Source organism: Janthinobacterium sp. J1-1 (assembly GCF_030944405.1).
Lineage (GTDB): Bacteria > Pseudomonadota > Gammaproteobacteria > Burkholderiales > Burkholderiaceae_D > Janthinobacterium.
The window spans coordinates 3901605-3921785 of sequence record NZ_CP132339.1; the positions used below are offsets into that span (position 1 = coordinate 3901605).

Sequence of the window (20181 nt, forward strand, 5' to 3'; positions counted from 1 at the left end):
CAACCATGGCAGTTAATAATTTGGTCTGGTACGCGGGGCGCTGCCTCAAGCGCGCAGAGCACGACAAAGGCGCGCAACTCGAAGCTGCGGTCCAACAGGTTGATGGTGCATGGCGACCGATCGAAAATCGCAAGGCTCTGTTCAAGAGTATGGATAGCCTGGAGTGGCGCTCTACTGATACTCGGCATGTACGCCTGTTGGATTGGGTCGCTTTTACGCTTACACCGACAGGTATAAAGACAAAACCGTGGCAGGCAGGTCAGCATCGCCGTCTGTACCGGTATGCGGATTTTTCAGCAGACGGCGGTCAGGACCAGGTGCACCGCCGCCTGACGACCGAAGGTATCAAATTGCCGCATTTAACCGGCATATCGATTGTCCGCTGTGCAAACGATGAGGTACTTCTGCTCGACTTGAAACAGCAGGACGGTGCCGCGCATCTGGCTGGCACCCCTGGCAAAGTTACGGCGTACCGTTTCGACCCGGCATGCGTAGCGACGGTGACGACGGACGACGGCGATATCGAGTTATATGACTTGAACAATGCGCCCAGCAAATTCACCTACGATTGGGCCAGCGATGATGCTTTTGCGCTACGCATTGCACGTGCCGCAGCGAGTGCCGGCGACGTGCACGCGCACAACCTTATTGCATGGCTTGACGGGTTCGCAAAGCGGGGACGATCGCTGACATCAGTTGATCCGTCCGATGTCATTGCAGCGAACGACGCCATTCGGGCTGGCAAAATGGCCAAGCGGCTTGCCGATGATCAGGAATTGCTTCGCAAGTTCATCAACGCGTTCGCAGCGGACGAACGTATTAGCGGCGTCATCAGGTCGTGCGCTGCACAGATCGCTGAAGAGGAGCGGGATGCGGCGCGAAGTAGGGCCGGGAAGGCAGTCGTGGTGGAAATTGCGGCCCACCGTGAAAACATGCTGCAAGAACTTGAAAATGAGCTAGACAAGATCAAGCGGACGCAACTGTCTCAACTTGAGGAAGCTCACAAGCAGCGTTTGAATGAACTCAAGGTCGAGCTCGACCACCGACAGGTTGCTGAAGAAGAAGTGCTGCGGTGCGGTGCCGGCGCGCGACGCGCCGCCATAGAGGCGGCTGTTCTGATCCTCGAAAACCAGCATGTCGCGCTTAGCGAGGAGGTGAAGCACCTGACGGCGGCGAAAGACGAGGTTCAACGCGCATTGACGCCACTGCTTGCCGCAGCAAACGATGTCAACAGGTCGCTGGAGGCGCTTCGGCGCGAGGCAGACGATGTTCATACGGCATTGCTGGCAGAGCGGGCGACATTGACGGCGCTCGAGATGAAATATCCAACTCTGCACATGCCCGCCGGTGCCGCAATTGTATCGACAGCAAAGCTGGGCGAAAACATCGCAGTGTCCAAACTGTTGTCGACAGAGGGAAAAGAGCTCATGTTGCAGTTCGCCGCGCTTATGCTTGCCGGGGAGGTCCCGGTGTTATGCGGCCCAGGCGTGCTCGACTTTCTGTCGGTCGCCGAAATAATGCTTTCGGCTGGGCGCGCTATCCGGATGGAAGCGGACCCAACCATAATTACTTTTGAAGATCTCTGGGTGCGCCCGGGGCTCGGCGTGTCCACTAGGCTTGGATATGCACTACGCAGCGCCGTTGGCGCAGCGGACGAGCCGCGAACCAGTCTCGCTGTCATCGAGCGAGCGGAACGCTCGGGCGCTCGCTTCTGGTATCCATCGCTGTGCAACTGCGCGGAACAAGGTGATTTGCCACGACGCTTCCTGCTGTGCGCAACCGTTGAAGACTCAAGTTGCGACGAGGCGTCGGCGCTCTTCAACCACGCTGTACGCCTGGATATCAGCGACGCGCTGGCCCCAAATGGAGAATTCGCTCTGGCGATGGCGAGAACGAATGCCTCCGTACCGAAAGACGAGCTAGATCCGGGAGCTGCCCGCGCTGACACCACATTGGCTGCGGCCGATCTCATCAAGCATGTGAAGACGCTGGGCGCGGCCCGTAGCGTAAGAGCGCTACGCGTTCTTGCACAGGCGCGCGAGATGGACACCAACGCATCAGCGGCTATGTTCATCAAACTTTTCACGACTTCAAGCGGCACCGCCGCCATCTCTTTGCGGAGCGTTCTCAATGCTTGACCCGATTGGCGGTTTCAACCGTATCAAGGATTTTTTCATCTCCTATGTGGAGACCAGTTTTCGTATTTCCGATCCGGCTTCCGCTGCGGCGCGTCGCGCGTTGCTAAACTCGCTCGGTGCATTTACAACTGAACCATTTATTGAACCGGTGCTGCGCTACAAGAGCGACGGCGTCAAGCTGGAGGACCTGGCCAGAAGGGCAGATGGCCCTCTTGCACCGTTGTCCGAGGAAGGTCGCCGGGCTTTTGCAGAACTTGCCCTGTCGGGCCTGTTTGACGGTAAGCCCAGCAGCGGCGACATTCGCCGCGCTTCCAACTACGCGCCGTACCGCCACCAACTCGATATGCTTGAGCGTGGCGTGCGTCCGGGACATCCTGGCGTCGTCACGTCCGGCACCGGCTCCGGAAAGACCGAAAGCTTCATGTTGCCAGTGCTCGCTGCGATTGCAAACGAAGCTGTTAACTGGACAAGTCCCGACAGGAGCTACATGACCGAGCAGTGGTGGCGCAGTGCCACAGCTGATTGGTCGTTGGCGCGCGCTGGCGAACGCCGCCCTGCAGCCGTCCGCGCCTTGGTGCTCTACCCGATGAACGCGCTCGTTGAAGATCAAATGGTGCGCCTGCGTCGCACGCTTGACTCGGAGGAGGCGCGTGCGGTTATGACTGAGCGGTTTTCGGGAAACCGCGTATTCTTTGGACAGTACACGAGCGGCATCGAGGTGACTGGGCATCAAGCGCATCCAAGGCTTACCGGCGACACTGAGGAGAAAAAGCGACGAAAGCGGCGCCTTACGAAATTGCGCTCTACCTTGCAGCGCGCAGAACAGGACCAAAACGCGGCGCGTAAGCATGATTCGAGTGAAATGGAACGCTTTAACTTAGAGCGCGCGTTAGCTGATCAGGAAGGCCGCGATGCGCCAGAGGCTCCGGAGACAACTCGGTATATTTTTCCTGCCCTTGATGGTGGCGAGATGCTGTCCCGGTGGGACATGCAGGAGACCCCTCCTGACCTGTTGATTACAAACGCGTCGATGCTTGGTGCAATGCTTTCGCGAGAGGTTGAAGACCCCATTTTCGAGCAAACGCGCGAGTGGCTGTTGACCAATGATGATGCCTATTTTTATCTGGTGTTCGACGAATTGCACCTGGTGCGCGGATCGGCCGGTACAGAGGTCTCGTTCCTGGCGAAAGCGCTCATTGAGAGGCTAGGTTTGGCGAACCCCAAGCACCGGTACAAACTGCGCATCCTTGCGTCATCCGCGTCGATGCCGATGGATGGCGACGATGGCCAGCGCTCCAGACAGTATTTGCGCGACATGTTCGCGCCATACGGCACGAGTGTTGCCGCAGGCGACCTAGGCAAAGACGACGCCGGCTTCTGGAAGACGTGCGTGGTCGAGGGTTCCCCGAACATTCCGAATTGGGGCCAGGGAAAGCTCGATGCTGCACCGTTTGAGGCGCTGTTCAAGGCGGGGCTCGGCTCGCGCACGGATTTTATTGCCAAGCTGACGGGCACGCCAGAGCTCACTCATGCGCTCAAGGGAACTGCGTTAGCGCTTGGAGTGGCTGACGAAGACGAGGGAAGGCTGGTCGTCAAGGTGGCCGAGGCAGCTGCCGCTGCGCTGACAAACGCCTGTCGTGAACAAAACAGGGTACGCGCTTCATCAGCCTCTGTCATCAGCGAACGGCTTTTTAAAGGTGACGTGCAAGACTTCGACGCGGCGCTGCGAGGCTTGATGTTGGCGCGCGCCTTGCCTGAATCGAAAATATGGAAAGTGCGTGTGGCACTCGATACGCCAGCATTCCGTGTACACACCTTCATCCGAAATATTGAGGGGCTGTTCGGCGCGCCGACGGCCACGAAAAACGGCATTGTCTTTGACGACCTGACGGTCGAACGAGGACTGTCGCATGCACCGCCGCGTGCAAATCAGGCAAAAGGCAGAAGGCTGTTTGAGCTTTTGTATTGTGAAGCGTGCGGCGACATGCTGCTCGGCGGCCAGCGCGGAGAGCGTCGAATTATCTCTAGGTCGACCGAACTGCTGCCGTCATCGGGTAATCTGGAAAACCTTCCTGAACGTGCCGCCAACGACTACTACGACCGCATGACGTTCGAAGAGTTTGCGGTGTTCTGGCCGCGTCGTACCGCACCGATGCTTCCAGAATACGATTACGACGTGTGGCAGCCGGCACATTTAGACCCACATTCCGGCGTTGTTGTATGTGGTCTGGAGATCCCAGCGGGTAACGTTGGCGGCTATTTGTATTTTCAGACCGATAACGCCGTTAGTGTTGGTCGCAATGGCAATAATTCCAAGACAGAACCGAAGCGCGCAAAGTCTGCGCAGCCGTTTTGCTGCCCGAAATGTGGCACTGATTATTCGCGTAGGCCGTCCTCAAGCCGCCAGCGTTCACCAATTCGTGCGTTCCGCACCGGTGTCTCAAAAGCATCGCAGCTAGTGGCAACCGAAATGTTTGAGCTACTGCACGCCGTCGGTGCCGAGCCTAAGGGCATCTGTTTCTCGGACAGTCGTCAGGATGCGGCTAATCAGGCGCTCAACATTGAAGAAATGCACTTGCGCGACTTGCGTCGGGAGGTTCTGGTAGCGGCTGCGCGAGCTCGTGTTGAGAGGCCAATAGGGGAACAACTCAGTGAGGAAAAATACAAAGAAATGATGAGTCGCCTGCTACAAGCAAGCGATTACGATGCAATGGAGGATTTGTCTAAGCGGTTCGGTGGGCAGCGCCAAGGCGATCAAGTTCGCGCTTTGCGCAAAGTCGCGCTCAGAGATCTGCTGAACGGGTCCAATGGTTCGGGCGTGGGCGATATCGTTGCGGCATTCGTCAACATGGGCATCCATCCGTTTGACCGCCATGGACGAGCATTATACGGAGATCATCCATGGCATAAACTGTTCTGTGAGGCCAATGGATCTGTTGAATACGCGAAGAACTTGACTGGCGCAGCCCAGGCGGATCTGACGGCGAAAATTCTTAAACAGCAGTACGAGCTCAATGATGACGTGATTTTCGCTAATACGTTTTACTCGCTTGAGGAGACGGGTCTGGGATACCCATGTTTAAACTCTGGCGAAAGCCAAAACGCGATGGATGCCTGGCTGCGCGTGTTTGCTGGTGCTTACCGGATCAAGGACAACCATTTTGTCGAAGACGGCAAAGTGCGAGAGTGGGTGCAGGGTATTGATGTGCCGATTAAAAATCGCGTCAGAAAGATCGCCGATAAGGTGTTCCCGACAGACGCTATTGCAGGTCTGACGGACTTGCTACAGCGCTTTTCCCTGGCGGGACATAGATCAGGGTTGTTTAGCATCGAACACCTTTACATTAAGGTGGCAGACGAAAATGACCCTTACTGGCGGTGCCGCAACTGTGAACGCGTGCATTTGCATACCGGTTTCGGTTTGTGCACGCGCTGCGGCGAAGCGCTTGACAAGTCGCCGGTCGGTCGCGCCGGCGAACTGTGGACGACCAATTTCCTTGGAAAGCGAATCGTTCGCGGCGCGGCTGATGGTGTGCCACGTTTTCGCCTTCGAGTCGAAGAGCTGACTGGGCAAACAGAAGACTTCGCCGATAGACTACGTAAGTTCAAAGGCATCTTTGTAAATGGAGAAAGCGAAACTGAAAAACGCGCGAGCGCAATCGACATGCTCTCCGTTACCACTACGATGGAAGTCGGGATTGATATCGGTGCCCTGCAGTCTGTCTATCAGGCGAATATGCCACCGCAGCGGTTCAACTACCAGCAGCGCGTCGGACGTGCAGGCCGTCGAGCCCAGGCGTTCTCATTTGTCGTGACTTTCTGCCGCGGCCGGTCGCATGATGCGTATTACTTTGCACATCCTCATGCCATTACCGGCGACGCGCCGCCCCCGCCATTTTTGGCCGTGGAACACGATCCCATCCCGATGCGGCTGCTGCGAAAAGCATGGCTGCGTGCCGCGTTCCAAAAATTGAGGGATGATTGCGCGAAAGCGAACAAACCGTATCCAGGCGACGCGCTAACGCCGCCAGATGTCCACGGCGAGTATGTGACGACGCGCGATTATTACCATGATCCTGCTGCGCAGTGGTCTTTGCGCTTAAAGGCTGCGCTGGAGGCCACGCTCTCCGAACGCGACGCGTTCCTGAATGCGGCTGTGACGGGCGCGCAGCGCACTCGATTACTCGCCAATGCGACACCGTCCAAGATCATTGAGGAGATCGAGTCACTGCGAGAACATGCGCTTGATGCAGATTATGGACTTGCGAAGTTCCTTGCCGAAGGGGGGCTCTTCCCAATGTACGGCATGCCCACCCGCGTCAGGAATCTCTATCTCGGACTGCGTGAAGAGCGGGGCGAAAAGAATGAGTACGCATGGTCGACAATGGATCGCGATCTGGACATGGCCGTGCTTGAGTATGCTCCAGGAAATTCCTTGGTGAAAGACAAGTTGCGGCACAAAGTGGTCGGATTTTCCAGTAACCTGACTGACCCCGTTTATCGCGGGACCTTGACTGCGCAAGCAGTGGGGCGCTGGTGGGAGACGCAATCTTACGTGGCGCTATGCGCGTCCTGTGGGGCTGCCAAATTCACTGAGAATGAGCCAGAAGGCGATGCTGCATGCGACGACTGCCAGACTACCCTGCTGAAGGATGTGTTTTCCCGTTACGTTACACCAGCAGCCTTCCGCACTGATTTCACTCCTTCTAACGAAGAAGAAACAACGCCACGACTATCGCAACGTACGGTGGCGACAGTACTGAAAGAAGGGATACCTGTTGACCAGGCGAACATGCGGATCTGGCGTGGGGCGGGTGCGACCATCTTACAACTGAACGATGGACCGATGGACGCCGAGGGCGAGGCAACGCGCTTCCTTGTTGACGAGGCAGGGGACACGCGTGTTTCCATTCCGGGCTCTGGTGGGACATTGCGCTTGAAGGACGGGCAGGCTATTGAAACCAATGCCCGCCAAAAGAACCCTGCTCGATGGCCTCTGTCAGAACTTGGTCAGCAAGGCCTCTCCGTCGGTCTCGTAGCTCGCAAGGAAACGGATGCGGTCTATCTCGAATTACGCGAGTTTGACCCGCGCCTCAACTTGGACTGCGTAGCCCGAAAAGGAGATCATTCCGACATCGCAGCGCGCGCTGCGGCCATTAGCGCCACCCAAATCCTTATACAGCGGGCGGCGCTTGAGCTCGACGTGTCGCCGGAAGAGTTTGTAGCGTTGGAGCCCCGACTGCGGGGCGGTAGGCCAATGCTGCAGATCGCTGACGCTCTGATCAATGGATCCGGTCTATGTCGCCGACTTGGTGAACCAAGTGTACCGGGTGGGCCCTCGTATATCGGACAGATCGTTGAGGCGATTTTGTCGCGCGATGATGCTTGGCCGCTTAAAGATTTTGTAGAGGCGCATCCACACGCCGCCCATCACCAGGACCAGTGCATGACGTCCTGCTACCGCTGTGTTCAACGGTTTGGCAACCGAAGCTATCACGGCTTGCTTGATTGGCGCCTAGGCCTTGCGTACTTGCGCGCGTTGGCCAACCCAGCCTACAGCTGCGGGCTCAATCCAAGTGAGGACGAGTTGCCTGAATTGGCCGGATGGCGAAAGCGGGCGCAGGCACTCGCCGAAGAAGTGGCGTTAATGCGGCCGAGCGCTATACACAGTGAAACGTTGCCACATACTGGGCTGTCATGCATCGTTGAGCAGAGCGGCAAGGAGACGTGGCGATATGTAGTACTTCATCCGCTCTGGAAAAAAAATCCGGAGGCGCTCAGGACAATTTTGGGGGGGGACTACCAAGGAGGCATGATTCCTGTCGACACTTACAATCTTGAGCGGCGCCCACTTCGCGTCTTGGCGGATTTAAGAGAGCGGCGCGCCGGTCAACCAGAAAAGCTCTCAACTTAGTATTGCGAATTTACTGAATCAGCGGCACGCCACATGGTCCACGTGAAGTCTCCGGTTAGAGGTACAACGCTCATGAATACTATATTTTTTGACTAAAAGCTTCTCCGGTATTTCGGATAAAATGCTGCCTATGTCTACCTCTTTCATGTCGCTTGATCCTATGCTCCAAGATTGCTCTTCTGAGCAGTTGGATTCAGTTAAAAGTGCTCTACCTGCGGCCGTTCCCAAGCAGTTGCTGTCCTACTTTGAATTTTTCGCTGGAAGCGGCCTCGTCACGCAGGGTTTGAAAGGCATTTTCAATCCCGTTTGGGCTAATGATATCGACGCGAAGAAAGCTGCGGTCTACACCGCTAATCACTCAGGCAAACATTTCCATTTAGGATCGATCGCGGATGTGAAAGGGAGCGATCTTCCCGTGGCTCAGCTTGCGTGGGCGTCTTTCCCTTGTCAGGACCTTTCCCTTGCTGGACAAACTGGAGGTATTCATGGCAAGCGCAGTGGCCTCGTGTGGGAGTGGCTCCGCGTTATCGACGAGATGCCCGATCCGCCGCCGTTTTTGGTGGCTGAAAATGTTTTGGGACTGGTTTCCTCCAGCGGCGGTGCCCACTACCGTACTCTGCATGAAGCGCTGGTTCAGCGAGGCTACAAGGTTGGAGCTATGGTGATTGACGCTGTCCACTTTGTGCCGCAGTCTAGACCACGTATTTTTGTAGTCGCCGTCAAACGCGAGCTGTCTATTCCGCCTGAGCTCGAGCGCTCCACGCCTGGCTGGTGTCATCCGGAGGCGGTTCGCAAGGCTGCGGTGGGGCTCCCAGATTGGGTTTGGTGGGATTTACCCCAACCGACCGCGCGCGTCAAACCGCTGTCGGACATCATCGATTTTGATGCGGCGTATTCGGATGCCAAGGCAGATGAGCGTAATCTTCGGTTGATATCGCCAAAACAAGCTGATTTTTTAAACGCAATTCCGGAGCACGAGCTTGTTGTTGCACCGGGCTATAAGCGGATGCGGGGAAGTAAGCAAGTGTTGGAGCTGCGCTTTGACAATGTAGCTGGCTGCCTTCGAACTCCAAGCGGAGGCAGTAGCCGCCAAGTTTTAGTCATTCGCGAGAACGGCAAGCTGCAAAGCCGATTGCTCACTGTGCGAGAAACAGCGCGTCTTATGGGGGCTCCAGATACCTACAAAATTCCTGGCACCTACACCGACGGCTATAAGGCAATGGGTGATGCGGTGGCTGTGCCCGTTGCTGAGTGGCTTGCGGCCAAACTTCTTTTTCCTCTCGCGAGCGCTAATGCCCGTCAAACAAAACCTTGATTCAGTGCTCGCTGAAGTCAAAAATCGATTTCAAGTCAACGGTGTCGGCTTTCTTGCGGGCAATCTGTCGGTGCCATCGCCAAAATGAACTAGGCTGCAGAGATTCGTTGAACCATCGAGATCTTGCAGCCATTGGCTCAGTGCTTCTTTCAGGGGCGATGCCCGGGTCAGTCAGAAGCAGCGGAATGGGTCAATTTAGCGTCGGTGTCAACACTTGTTCCTACCATGTCGCCAAGAACTGCAGGCGTGCGTGCGCCGTAGCGCGTGGAGTAATACAAATGATTGAGCGATAGGAGCCGGATGAGTTGAGAGACTCACGTCCGTTTCCAGGAGAGCTGACCTACAGCGTAATACTGGAATGGCTGAAGAGCAGCTGGCCGGGCACGAAGGTCTGTGCTGTGGTCTAATTTGCTCGGACACCTCGATAGGTGGAAAATACACCACCTGAGGAGTTAGACATGACAACAAGAAAACGAAGAGTATTCGATGCCAGCTTGAAGCTGGAAGTAGTGCGCATGATCAAGGAACAGGGTCAGAGCGTCCAAAACGTCAGCGAGACCATGAGCATCGGCCAGACGGCGATCCGGCGCTGGTTGACGCAATACAGTGCTGAACAGAACGGCCAGCCAGGCATCGGAAAACCGCTCACCGCCGAGCAACAAAGGATCCGGCAACTGGAGCAGGAAAATCAGCAACTGCGCCAGGACGTCACCATCTTAAAAAAGGCATCGGCCTTCTTTGCCCGCGAAATGAAATGATTTACACGGTCATTCGTCAGCTGCAAAAGGAGGCCTTGCCTGTGCAGAAGAGCTGTGATTTGCTGGCCGTCAGCAGGTCGGGTTTTTACACGGCACAGCACCGTACCGCCAAGCCTGCATCCTGCAAAGCGAGCATCCATCTGAAAGCGGCATTCATGGCCAGCCATCAGAGCTACGGAAGCCGGCGACTGGTCACGGCCATGGCCAACGCGGGTGTGCGCATCGGGCGTTACAAAGTACGCCGGCTGATGCGCCAGGCGGCCTTGAAGCCGGTCTGGAAGCGTAAATTCGTACACACAACGGACAGCAAGCACGGCTTGCCGGTGGCCGCCAATGTGTTGAACCGGCAGTTCAATCCGGCCGCACCGAATCTCGCTTACGTCAGTGACATCACTTACATTCGGACTGGCGCAGGATGGCTGTACCTGGCCACGGTTCTCGATCTGTATGCACGCAAAGTGGTCGGCTGGGCCATGGCGCCGAGCATGCCCGCCCAACTGGTCTGCGATGCCTTGAGCATGGCGATCGGACAGCGGCGGCCAGCCCCGGGATTGATCGTCCATTCGGATCGCGGCAGTCAATATGCCAGCGCGCTGTACCAGGAGATGCTTGAGCGGCACGGCTTCGTTTGCAGTATGAGCCGTAAGGGGAATTGTTGGGATAACGCCGTCGCAGAACGCTTCTTCCTGAATCTGAAAATGGAGCGTGTGTGGCAGCGCCAATATGCCAACCATGCCGAAGCAAAAGCCGATATTACCGACTACATCGTCGGTTTCTACAACTGCAAGCGTCTCAATTCAGCATTGGGCAATCTGCCACCCACCGTCTACGAACGGAAAATGGCAACACGTGAACCTATCGTTGTGTCCGAAATTACTTGACCACCACATCCAGAAATTACGCGCAGATCCAAGTCAGGTGGCAGAACGAATTGTTTGTCAATACCTTCTCTCGCGATAGCCTCGTAGGCGTCGCCTAGTGTCGGCATATGTGGCATCGAGATGGTCTCGACCGGTAGTTGTCAACAAAGATGTCGCGTCAAGTCATGCAGCTTTTCTTAATTCCTCTGGCGGTTTCCGCTCCGGATTCAGCCAGACCTCATCGTTCAATTCCCAATCCCGCGTAGTCCCGGTCCAGCGCTCTGGATGACGTTGCTTGGCGGCCTCGTAGACCTGCTTGCGGTGCTTGAGGATCGCTCCGTCCCGGCCATCATGGCGTTGCGCAGGCGTCACGAATTTCAGGCCGCTGTGCTTGTGCTGATGGTTGTACCACTGCACAAATGACAGCGTCCATTGCCGCGCCTTTTCGATACTTTCAAACGGCTTGCTCGGATAGTTCGGTCGGTATTTGCAGGTCCGGAACAGCGACTCGGCGTAGGCATTGTCGTTGCTCACACGGGGCCTGCTGAACGACGGCATGATCCCCAGCTTTTCCAACGTCGCCAACATTGTGGAGCCTTTCATCGAGCTGCCATTGTCCGAGTGCAGCACCACCTCACGCCCGGCCAGTCCCTCTGCCAGACTGGCTTTGCGCATCAGCAGCGAGGCCATTTCCGCCGACTCGGCGATGTTCACTTCATGCCCGACGATCTTGCGGCTGTAGACGTCAAGAACCATGTACCAGTAAAAATATAAACCCCGCACACCGGTCGGCAACCAGGTAATGTCCCACGCCCACAAGCGGTTCGGTTCGATTGCGCAGTGGCTCGTGACGACCCTTGTGCTGGGCTTCTTCGCCCGACCGCGGTGATGCTGCTGCTTCTCTTCTTTCAAGATCCGGTAGACGGTCGATTCTGATGCCAGATACTCGCCCCGGTCAGCCAAGGTCGGCACGATCTGGCTAGGCGGACTGCTGGCAAATTCAGGGCTGTTGGCAACCGTCAGAATCTGCTGGCGTTCCTCTTCGCTCAGCTTGTTGGCCGGCGCCCTGCGGCGGCTGCCTTTGCGCCCGTCGGCCTGGCTGCCATCACTGTCGAGCATCCAGCGCTGATAGGTTCGAAGGCTGATCTCCAGCGCACCACATGCCTGCGCACGCCGACACCCGCCGTCAACGGCTTCTTCAACCAATATCATCACCTGCTGGCGATCTGGGGTGCCGATCAATCGTCCTCGGGCTCCCCCCAGATCGCCTGTGCTTTTTTTCTGAGAATGATCAGCGCCGCTGCCTCTGCCAGTGCCTTCTCTTTGCGCTGCAAATCCTTCTTCAATTGCTTGATTTCTTTGCGGTCGCTTTTGCCTTGCTCGCGCAGTTCCCGGTTGCGCTCGGCCGGCGCTTCATTGGCCTGCTGGCAAGCCTCGCGCCAGTCGGCAACCTGTTCGACGAACAAGCCTTTGCCCCGACAGTATTGAGCCAGTTCGGCCTCGTTCATGCGTGCCGTTTCCAGCACCACCCCAAACTTATCTGCCGACGACCACACGACGGCATTCTTTCCATTTCCCGGCACCGGCACTCCCTGAGACTGTAGATTTCGTCGCCAAGTATAAAGTGTCTGTTCCGAGATGCCATTCTCCTTCGCCAGGGCCGACACCGGCCTGTTCTCCGGCGGCATCATCTGCCGAAGAATGGCTTCCTTGCGTTCTGCTGGATACTGATTCACTGTACGTCTTTGCTCCGCCCCCGGATGGATTAAAGTGATTCAAGTGACGCGACATCTATCCTGACATAGGGGGCGACCTTCTGTCTCTCCTTTGCGATGAAGGCGGACAGGAGATCGGAAGCGTTCTTAATCATGGTGCGAAATTATTTTGAAATTTAAAAATATGTTTGACGCAGCTAGTGATAAACAGCGGCGAAGCTTGAAATTCCGGTTCAGCTTTCATTTGAACGCAAGAATTTTTTCGGTGCAGCCTCATCCCAATCTACAGAATTTGTACGATCTCTGCCTTAGCTAATTGGAAAAGCTCAACGTAAGCGTCTTCTCACCGGCGTCTATCTTTAAAAGCACGCGTACGCCAAAGTAGTTTCCGTCACTTTTTTTGATGGGAATCAATTTGGATACAGATAAAACGGCAGGCAACCGCAAAAGCCGCCCCAACTATCCTGCTGACTTCAAATGGCGTCCCGCCATCGAGGCTTGTGTACCTGGTATCTCGGTGTCCAAGTTGGCGCAGCAGAACGTCACCAACACCAATATGCTGTTTAAGTGGCGCCGCGAGCTGTGTACCGGTCTGTTCGAACCAGCCGCCTCAGTGCTGCTGTCCGTGCTGGTCAAGCCGACTATGACACGGTCGCCATCACTGCCTCCAGCTCGTCTTGCAAAGCCTGCGGCCATGATTGGCTAGTCGGCGGGAACGCGCATCTGGATCGCAGCCGGTATAACCTTGAAATACCTCTACCGCGCGGTTGCCAAGCATGGCAAGACAGTCGACTTCCTGCGGACGGCGAAGTGTGACATGGACGCAGTGTATCATCGACAAGGCCATGGGAGCGAACGGCGATCGGGGTAATGTCGCTATGGACAAGAGTGGCACCAACAACGCGGCGATCAATGCGAGCAACGCCGGGCGCGACGTGCCGATCTAGGTGAGCCAAGTTAAATACCTCAACAAACATCGTCGAGCAGGACCATCGCGCCATCAAGCGGGTGACAAAGCCGATGCTCAACTTCAAATCATTCGGCGCCGCCGGCATTGCTTTTTTTAAGTTCGAAACTTGCAATCCGTATTGAAAGTTGCTGGAAAGCGTATGATAATGAAGATGGTACGAAAGTGGTTAAGGCCCGTATTTTAATGATGGTGCTTTCGATGGTATTGAGAATCGATAGCACAGAAAATCCAAGAAAAATCAGTCACTTGCCGTTCTCATTGATAATCGAGTGGGAGTGATTTCCCGTCCGGCGTGAGCGGAACTGAAGTGAAGTAAACCATGCCAGGCCCGCTCATCGCGGGCCTGGTTTTTTTGCGTGTCAGCAGGGCTGCGCCGCCTGCGTCGTGCTCGGCACCAGTTCGATAATGTCGTCGTGGTAGTCGGCCACGGCAGTGCGGTGCGCCACGCTGATGATGGCGCTGTCGGGCAGCTCCTTGATCAGGACCTGGTACAGGCTGGCCTCGGTGGCCGGGTCGAGCGCGCTGGTCGCTTCATCGAGAAACACGAAGTCGGGCCGTTGCAACAGCACCCTGGCGAAGGCGACGCGCTGCTGTTCGCCGCCGGACAGCAGTTGCTGCCAGTTGTCGCGGGTTTTCAGCGACGTGATCCGGTTGCCCAGGCCGCAGGCGTCCAGCACGCGCCGGCAGGTGGCGTCTTCGAATTGATCGGGCGTCAAAGGGTAGCACATGGCGGCCTTGAAGGTGCCGCTCGGCAGGTAGCTGCGCTGCGGCAAAAACATGATGCGGGCCTTGGCCGGCAGCGTGACGGTACCCGCGCCATGCAGCCATAGACCGGCCAGGGTGCGCAGCAGCGTGCTCTTGCCGGTGCCAGACGGGCCGCGCACCAGCGTACGGCTGCCTGCCGCCAATTGCAGTGGCGCCACATCGGCCAGCGGGTTGCCTTCCGGGGTGCGCAGGGCCAGCACGCTGCTGTGGATGCCGTCCTGGCTGGCGCGCGCCAAGGTAAAACCGTTCGGCCGCGCATGCGCCTTGTTGATGGCCCAGGAAAAATCGCGCAGCCGGTTCGCCAGTGCCAGCCACATCGCAAAACTCTTGTACGACTCCTGAAAATAGCCGAGCGATGCGCTGAGCTGGCCGAAGGCGCCGACGGCCTGCGTCACGCCGCCCATCGTGATCTCGCCGGCAAAATAGCGCGGCAGGGCGGTCAGCGTTGGCAGCACGGCGAACAGGTGGCCGTAGACCGTCCTGGTCATCTCGAGCTTGGCGTTGCGCACGACCGTGGCCATGACGTTGTCGCGGATTTTCTCGAAGCGGCGGCGCAAGCGGCGCAATTCGTTGGCGGCGCCGCCGTAAAACGCGATCTGCACGGCGTTTTCGCGCACCTGCATGGCGCCATAACGGTAGTCTGCCTCGACGGTCTGCCGTTTCATGCCCAGCACGATCAGGCGCTTGCCTACCCAGTGGACCAGCAGCAGATACGCCACGTTGTAGATCAGGGCGACATAGACCATGTAGCCGGGAATCTGCAGGCGCAGCTCGCCGAGGGGAATCGTCAGGGTACCGGACAGCGTCCACAAGACCGCCGTGAAGGCCACGATATTGACCACCACGTTGACCATGTTGGAAATGTTCACCACGCTGCTGTTGGCAAACAGCCTGACGTCTTCGGCGATATGCTGGTCGGCATTGGAGAGCGCGCCATCGGGATCCATGTCGTAGTAGGCGTGCGAGCTGAACCACTGTTCCAGATAGTGGTTGCTCAGCCATGTGCGCCAGTCCAGGTCGATCAGGTCGATGATGGCGGTGCGCACCACGCCGAGCGCGCCCACCAGCAAGCCGACGCCGATCGTCATCCAGACCACCTTTTTCAGCACATCCCACTTGCGGCCCAGCAGTGCGTCGGTCAGTTCGCCGGTCAGCTCATTGGCCCGGACATACAGCCATGCCGAGCCGAGCGTGATGGCCAGCCACAGCGCCACCAGCAGCCAGGCGCGCCAGCGCTGGCGCGCGCCCCAGTAAGGCGCGAACAGGTGCAGCAGGCCGGGACGGCCGGCCGCGTCGATCGGCGAAGGTCCAGGCGAGTCTCTCACGGCTGAGGTGCTTGAGAAGTGCGGCCCGCAGGTGGGCATAGCAAATGTAAAGGGGCTGGCGGTGCCATGATATGCGCCTGTAAAAGTAATCTGGATGCATGAATTATCGGCTGCTGCACTGCATCATAACGTCAATATGGAAATGTTTCCAAAGCAACAGTACAACTGTGCGCGGCGATACAGTGCCCATGTGGCGTCAGCGTTCGCAATGCAACGATGGGGTAAAGCGATGCCGCCGCGGTGCAGCATCAAATTGCACCACCGCCAACCGCGGAGGTCTTTTCAGCAGGGCAGCGAGACGGCTATTTCTCGCTCTTGCTTGCGCACCCGGCGCAATCCGGGGATTTTTTGTGCATGGCGTCGAGGCCCTGTTGTACAAGCTTCAGGAGCTCTATTTCTACGGTGCTGCCATTTTGCATGGACAGCAGCTTCACGGCAGAGGCAAGCGCGGGGGGAAGTTCCAGAAAATTCAGGATCAGCCCGTCTCCGGTCGGCACTGGCGGATCGATTGCTGTCCCTCTGGCGATGGGCAACGTTCCATGCACAAGCCAGTCGGTGCTGACGTCGAGAGCCGAGGCAATCTTCTCTGCCACGTCCAGACGAAGAGTGGCTTTGCCTGATTCGTAGCGATACAGTTGCGTGGGATTGATGCCCGCCAGTTCGGCCAGCTGCACTTGTGAGTGACCAAGATTCTCGCGGCAGCTTTTAATCCGTTCAGAAACAGGGGTGTTGCCAGACATATATATTGCCTTTCAATCTACAGCGTTGGTGAATGACCTGCTGTGAGGCACCCGTCGCCGGGCTGGAAAGCACGTCCAGTTCAGCCAGCAAATCGCCCGGCAAAGCCGCAAGGACGTCCTCCAGGCTTTCTGTAAGAAATACTTCAGCTATGCCTGATGCACAAGCGGCAGCACCGGCAACGGCGTCACCGTCACCTGTACATCCAGATCCTGGCGCCCGCCACCGAGCACGATGCCGCGCATCGGCGTGACGTCGCTGAAATCGCGGCCCCAGCCCAGGGTGATGTGCTCGTGCTGCACCAGGCAGCGGTTGGTCGGGTCGAAGTCGACCCAGCCCAGGGCCGGGCAGTACACCGAGACCCAGGCGTGCGAGGCGTCGGCGCCGACCAGGCGCGGCTTGCCTTCGGGTGGGTGGGTCAGGATGTAGCCGCTGATGTAGCGCGCCGGCAGGCCGATGCTGCGCAGGCAGCCTATCATCAGCTGGGCGAAATCCTGGCACACGCCGCGCCGGCCGCGCAGCACCTGTTCCAGCGGCGTCGAAATCTCGGTGGCCTTGCTGTCGAATTCAAAGTCGTCGAAGATGCGCTGGGTCAGTTCCAGCGCCGCGTCGAGCTGGGGCCGGCCCGGCGTGTAGCTCTTGCGCGCGTAGGCTTCCAGTTCCGGGAACCAGTGAACGTGGGGCGACGCATACAGATAGCGGCAGGCTTCCAGGGTGGCGGCGCTTTTTTCCTTGCCCATCATGTCGCGCACGCTTTCCCACGGCAAGGTGGCGGCGATTTGCGCCAGGCTGGGGCGCGCATGCAGCAGCACCGTCGATTCGGCATGCACCAGCAGGCTGTCGTGCGGCACGGTGAGCGCCACGTGGCGGATGTGGTTGCCGAAGTAATCAAGGCCGTCCTTGCCCTCGCTGACCACCGGGTCGAGCCAGATCAGGTGCGATTCGGTCTGCTGCCAGGCAAACGAGCGCGGCGTCATGTGCAGGTATTGCTGCGACAAGGTGACCGTGCTCTGATACTGGTAGCGCGTTTCATGCACCACGCGGTAGCGGGCGCAGACCGCGGCGCTGGTCGGGCTGTCGCTCATGATGTGCGCTTTCTTTGCTGGCCATTGTCGGTGTAGCTGAAAAATTGCACGCTGATGTGCTCGGACAGGGTGGCGCTGGCCAGCTGGATACGGTTCAGCAGTTCGCTCAAGGTGGCGTTGCCGTAGTTCAGATCGGTGCCCGGCGCCAGCGCGGTCAATTCGTCCTTCAGCGGCGCCAGCAGGTGTTCGCCGCAGGCGCCGTGGGTCTGCGCGATCCTGTGCAGCGTGCCCAGGATGCCATTGATCTGGAACAGCACCGAGCGTGGATTGCTTTCGTCGCGCAGCAGCAGGTCCAGCACCGGCAGCCACTCGGGCTGGGCGCGGTAGCGGGCGCGGTAGGTGATGATGCTGTCGGACAGCTCGAGCAGCCAGTCCAGGTTGCCGTTGCGGTCCATCGCCAGCGCGCGCTGCAGCACTTCGCACTGGAATTGCAGCCGTTCGAGGCGGCGGCCGATCGACATGAAGCGCCAGCCGAGGTCGCGCGTCATGCCGTCGAGCGCAAAGCCGGCCAGCATCATCAGCGAGGCGGCGGCGTCGTCGAGGATGGTCATCGCCGCCGACTGCGACGGCCGCTCGCCGGGGTGGGCCGCCGGCTGCACCATGCGGTTCAGGGCGCGCCAGTTATCGACCGAAAAACGTTCGTGCAACTGGCCGGCCACCTGGTGCAGCTGGCGCTGCTGCCGCGCCAGCCCCGGCACGGCCGGCGACACCACCGCCAGCAGCAAGGCCGATTCGATCTCGGCGTCGCTGAAGATGGCGGCGGGCGCGACGCTCTGCGTCTGGGTCATGGTTAGCCCACCCAGGCTTTGCGACTGAGTCTGCACCGGCTTCTTGCCGGCGTCGAGGAGCTGGAAGTGGATGCACAAGGCTTCAACCGTGGGCCACTCGGCGCCGCGCTGGTCGAAGCGGACATTGAACAGGAAATGCAGGGCCACCCGCAGCAGGCGGCCGATATTGTCGCAGCGTTCGGCGTGGCGGCCGTACCACAGCAGGTTTTCCGCCACCCGGCTCGACAGGTTGGTGTCTTCGCGCACCAGGTTGTCGCTGGTGATGCTGCGGTGCTGGGGGCGATGCACTTCCACCTTGGCGCGCGCCTGGACCCAGGTATCCTTGCTGGCGCCGCCCATTTGCATGGTCAGCACGCGCGCATCGGGTCCGGTGGCCACCCGCGTCAGGCCGCCCGGCATCACCACATAGCCATTCGGCGTGGCGCAGGCGAACACGCGCAGGCCGATGGCGCGCGCCTGCAAACCTGGCGTGGCGCCGCCTTTCCATACGGGCGCCTGCGACAGCCGCACCACTTCCTGGGCGATGAACTTGTCCGGACTGGCGCGCAGCCTGGCGATAAAGGCCGCGCGCGCCGCGCCGTCCAGGTCCTGGCCGAACACCGCCGATTGCGGGCGCTGGGAAAAACTGGGCTTGATCACCAGCCGGTCGAGTTTCTCGATCACGGCTTCGAGTGCCGCCGGTTCGCCGCACCACCAGGTGGCGACCGACGGCATCTTCAATGGTTCGCCCAGCAGGCGGCGCGACAGCGCCGGCAGGAAGCCGAGCAGGGCGCCCGATTCCAGCAGGCTGGAACCGAGGCTGTTGGCGACCAGCACATTGCCGCGTCTTGCCGCCTGCGTCAGGCCCGCCACGCCCAGCATGGAGCCGTCCAGTTCGAGCGGATCGCAGGCTTCGTCGTCGACCCGGCGCATGATGACATGCACGCGCTGCAGGCCGGCCAGGGTTTTCAGGTAGACCACGCCCTCGCGCACGGTGAGGTCGCCGCCTTCGACCAGCGGCAAGCCGAGATAGCGCGCCAGGTAGGCTTGTTCGTAATAGCTGGCGGTGCGCGGGCCGGCGGTCAGCAGCACGATCAGCGGCATGTCGCCGTCGCGCAGCGGCGCCGGCGCGTCGCCGCCCGCGGCGCACAGCCGTCCCCAGTGCACCAGGCTGTCGTGCATGGTGCGGAAGAACGGCGTCAGCGGCTGCACCTTCAGCTCGCGCAGCAGGTCGGGGAAAGTGGGCGAGATGATGGCACGGTTTTCCAGCGCATAGCCGGCGCCCGACGGCGCCTGGGTGCGGTCGGCCATCACCCACCAGCGGCCATCGGGCGCGCGCGCCAGGTCCACCGCATAAAAATGCAGGGCCACGTCGTCGTGATGGCGGATGTCGTGGCAAGGGCGCAGGAAGCCAGCGTGGCCGTGCACCAGCGCCGGCGGCAGCAGCCCTTCGCGCAGCATCTGCTGCTGGCCATAGACATCGCCGAGGATCTGGTTGAGCAGGGTGGCGCGCTGGATCACCGCCGCCTCGATGACGCTCCATTCCTCGGGCGGCAGGATCAGCGGCAGCGCGTTCAGGTCCCACGGCCGCTGGCGGCCGTCTCGGTCGGCCGGCACATTGTAGGTGACGCCGTTTTCGCGTACCTGGCGCTGCACCATCTCGTTGCGCTGGCGCATCATGCCCGGCGCTTCGAGCTCCAGGTTGGCCAGCATCGCGCGCCAGTGCGCGCGCGGCACCTTGGCCGCGTCCAGCATTTCATCGTAGCTGTCGGGCGCGGCCAGGTAATGGGCGAGAAGAGAAGAGGGCATGGGCGCGCGCTACAAAAGGATA

At 58.9% G+C, this 20181-nt stretch carries 10 protein-coding genes; 5 read left to right on the forward strand and 5 right to left on the reverse strand.

From position 1 onward, the window contains the following. Positions 1–5 precede the first annotated feature (5 nt). The 4 genes from Q8L25_RS17900 to Q8L25_RS17915 all read left to right on the forward strand — a co-directional run bounded on the left by Q8L25_RS17900 (position 6) and on the right by Q8L25_RS17915 (position 11006). Entirely contained in the window at positions 6–2138 is a 2133-nt protein-coding gene (locus Q8L25_RS17900; protein WP_308920650.1) for a hypothetical protein, read from the forward strand. Continuing rightward, the gene (locus Q8L25_RS17905; RefSeq protein ID WP_308920651.1) at positions 2131–8052 is read left to right on the forward strand and encodes a DEAD/DEAH box helicase; all 5922 of its coding nucleotides are present in this window, start codon (positions 2131–2133) and stop codon (positions 8050–8052) included. The genes Q8L25_RS17900 and Q8L25_RS17905 overlap by 8 nt, the downstream gene beginning before the upstream one ends. Positions 8053–8182: 130 nt before the next feature. Next, positions 8183–9367 carry a DNA cytosine methyltransferase gene (locus Q8L25_RS17910; protein WP_308920652.1) on the forward strand — a complete coding sequence of 395 codons (1185 nt, stop codon included), beginning with the start codon at positions 8183–8185 and terminating at the stop codon, positions 9365–9367. A 458-nt stretch (positions 9368–9825) separates the two neighbouring features. Beyond that, positions 9826–11006 (forward strand): IS3 family transposase gene (locus Q8L25_RS17915; RefSeq protein WP_308920653.1). Its coding sequence is split into 2 segments (ribosomal slippage): positions 9826–10096 and positions 10096–11006, totalling 1182 coding nucleotides; the frame shifts between segments, so codons are not numbered across the junction. Between the two features lie 162 nt (positions 11007–11168). On the opposite strand, the gene Q8L25_RS17920 is transcribed toward Q8L25_RS17915, so the two are convergent. Then, positions 11169–12721, reverse strand: a protein-coding gene (locus Q8L25_RS17920) for an IS3 family transposase (RefSeq protein WP_308920467.1) whose coding sequence is annotated in 2 segments (ribosomal slippage) — positions 11169–12256 and positions 12256–12721 — 1554 coding nt in all. Because the reading frame shifts where the segments join, the coding sequence is not laid out codon by codon here. Between the two features lie 394 nt (positions 12722–13115). On the opposite strand from Q8L25_RS17920, the gene Q8L25_RS17925 reads away from it, so the two are divergent. Continuing rightward, entirely contained in the window at positions 13116–13406 is a 291-nt protein-coding gene (locus Q8L25_RS17925) for a transposase (RefSeq protein WP_308920654.1), read from the forward strand. Positions 13407–14029: 623 nt separating this feature from the next. Here Q8L25_RS17925 and Q8L25_RS17935 read toward each other — a convergent pair. The 4 genes from Q8L25_RS17935 to Q8L25_RS17950 form a co-directional block, all read right to left on the reverse strand. Next, the gene (locus Q8L25_RS17935) at positions 14030–15760 is read right to left on the reverse strand and encodes an ABC transporter ATP-binding protein/permease (RefSeq protein ID WP_308920655.1); all 1731 of its coding nucleotides are present in this window, start codon (positions 15758–15760) and stop codon (positions 14030–14032) included. 302 nt (positions 15761–16062) lie between these two features. Further along, complete coding sequence (locus tag Q8L25_RS17940; RefSeq protein ID WP_308920656.1) at positions 16063–16500, reverse strand: helix-turn-helix transcriptional regulator; 438 nt, start codon at positions 16498–16500, stop codon at positions 16063–16065. Positions 16501–16647: 147 nt separating this feature from the next. Next, positions 16648–17583 (reverse strand): transglutaminase family protein, encoded by a 936-nt coding sequence (locus Q8L25_RS17945; RefSeq protein WP_308920657.1) that lies wholly within the window; start codon positions 17581–17583, stop codon positions 16648–16650. Next, positions 17580–20159 (reverse strand): circularly permuted type 2 ATP-grasp protein, encoded by a 2580-nt coding sequence (locus Q8L25_RS17950; RefSeq protein ID WP_308920658.1) that lies wholly within the window; start codon positions 20157–20159, stop codon positions 17580–17582. Before Q8L25_RS17950 ends, Q8L25_RS17945 begins: the two co-directional genes overlap by 4 nt. Between the last annotated feature and the right edge of the window lie 22 nt (positions 20160–20181).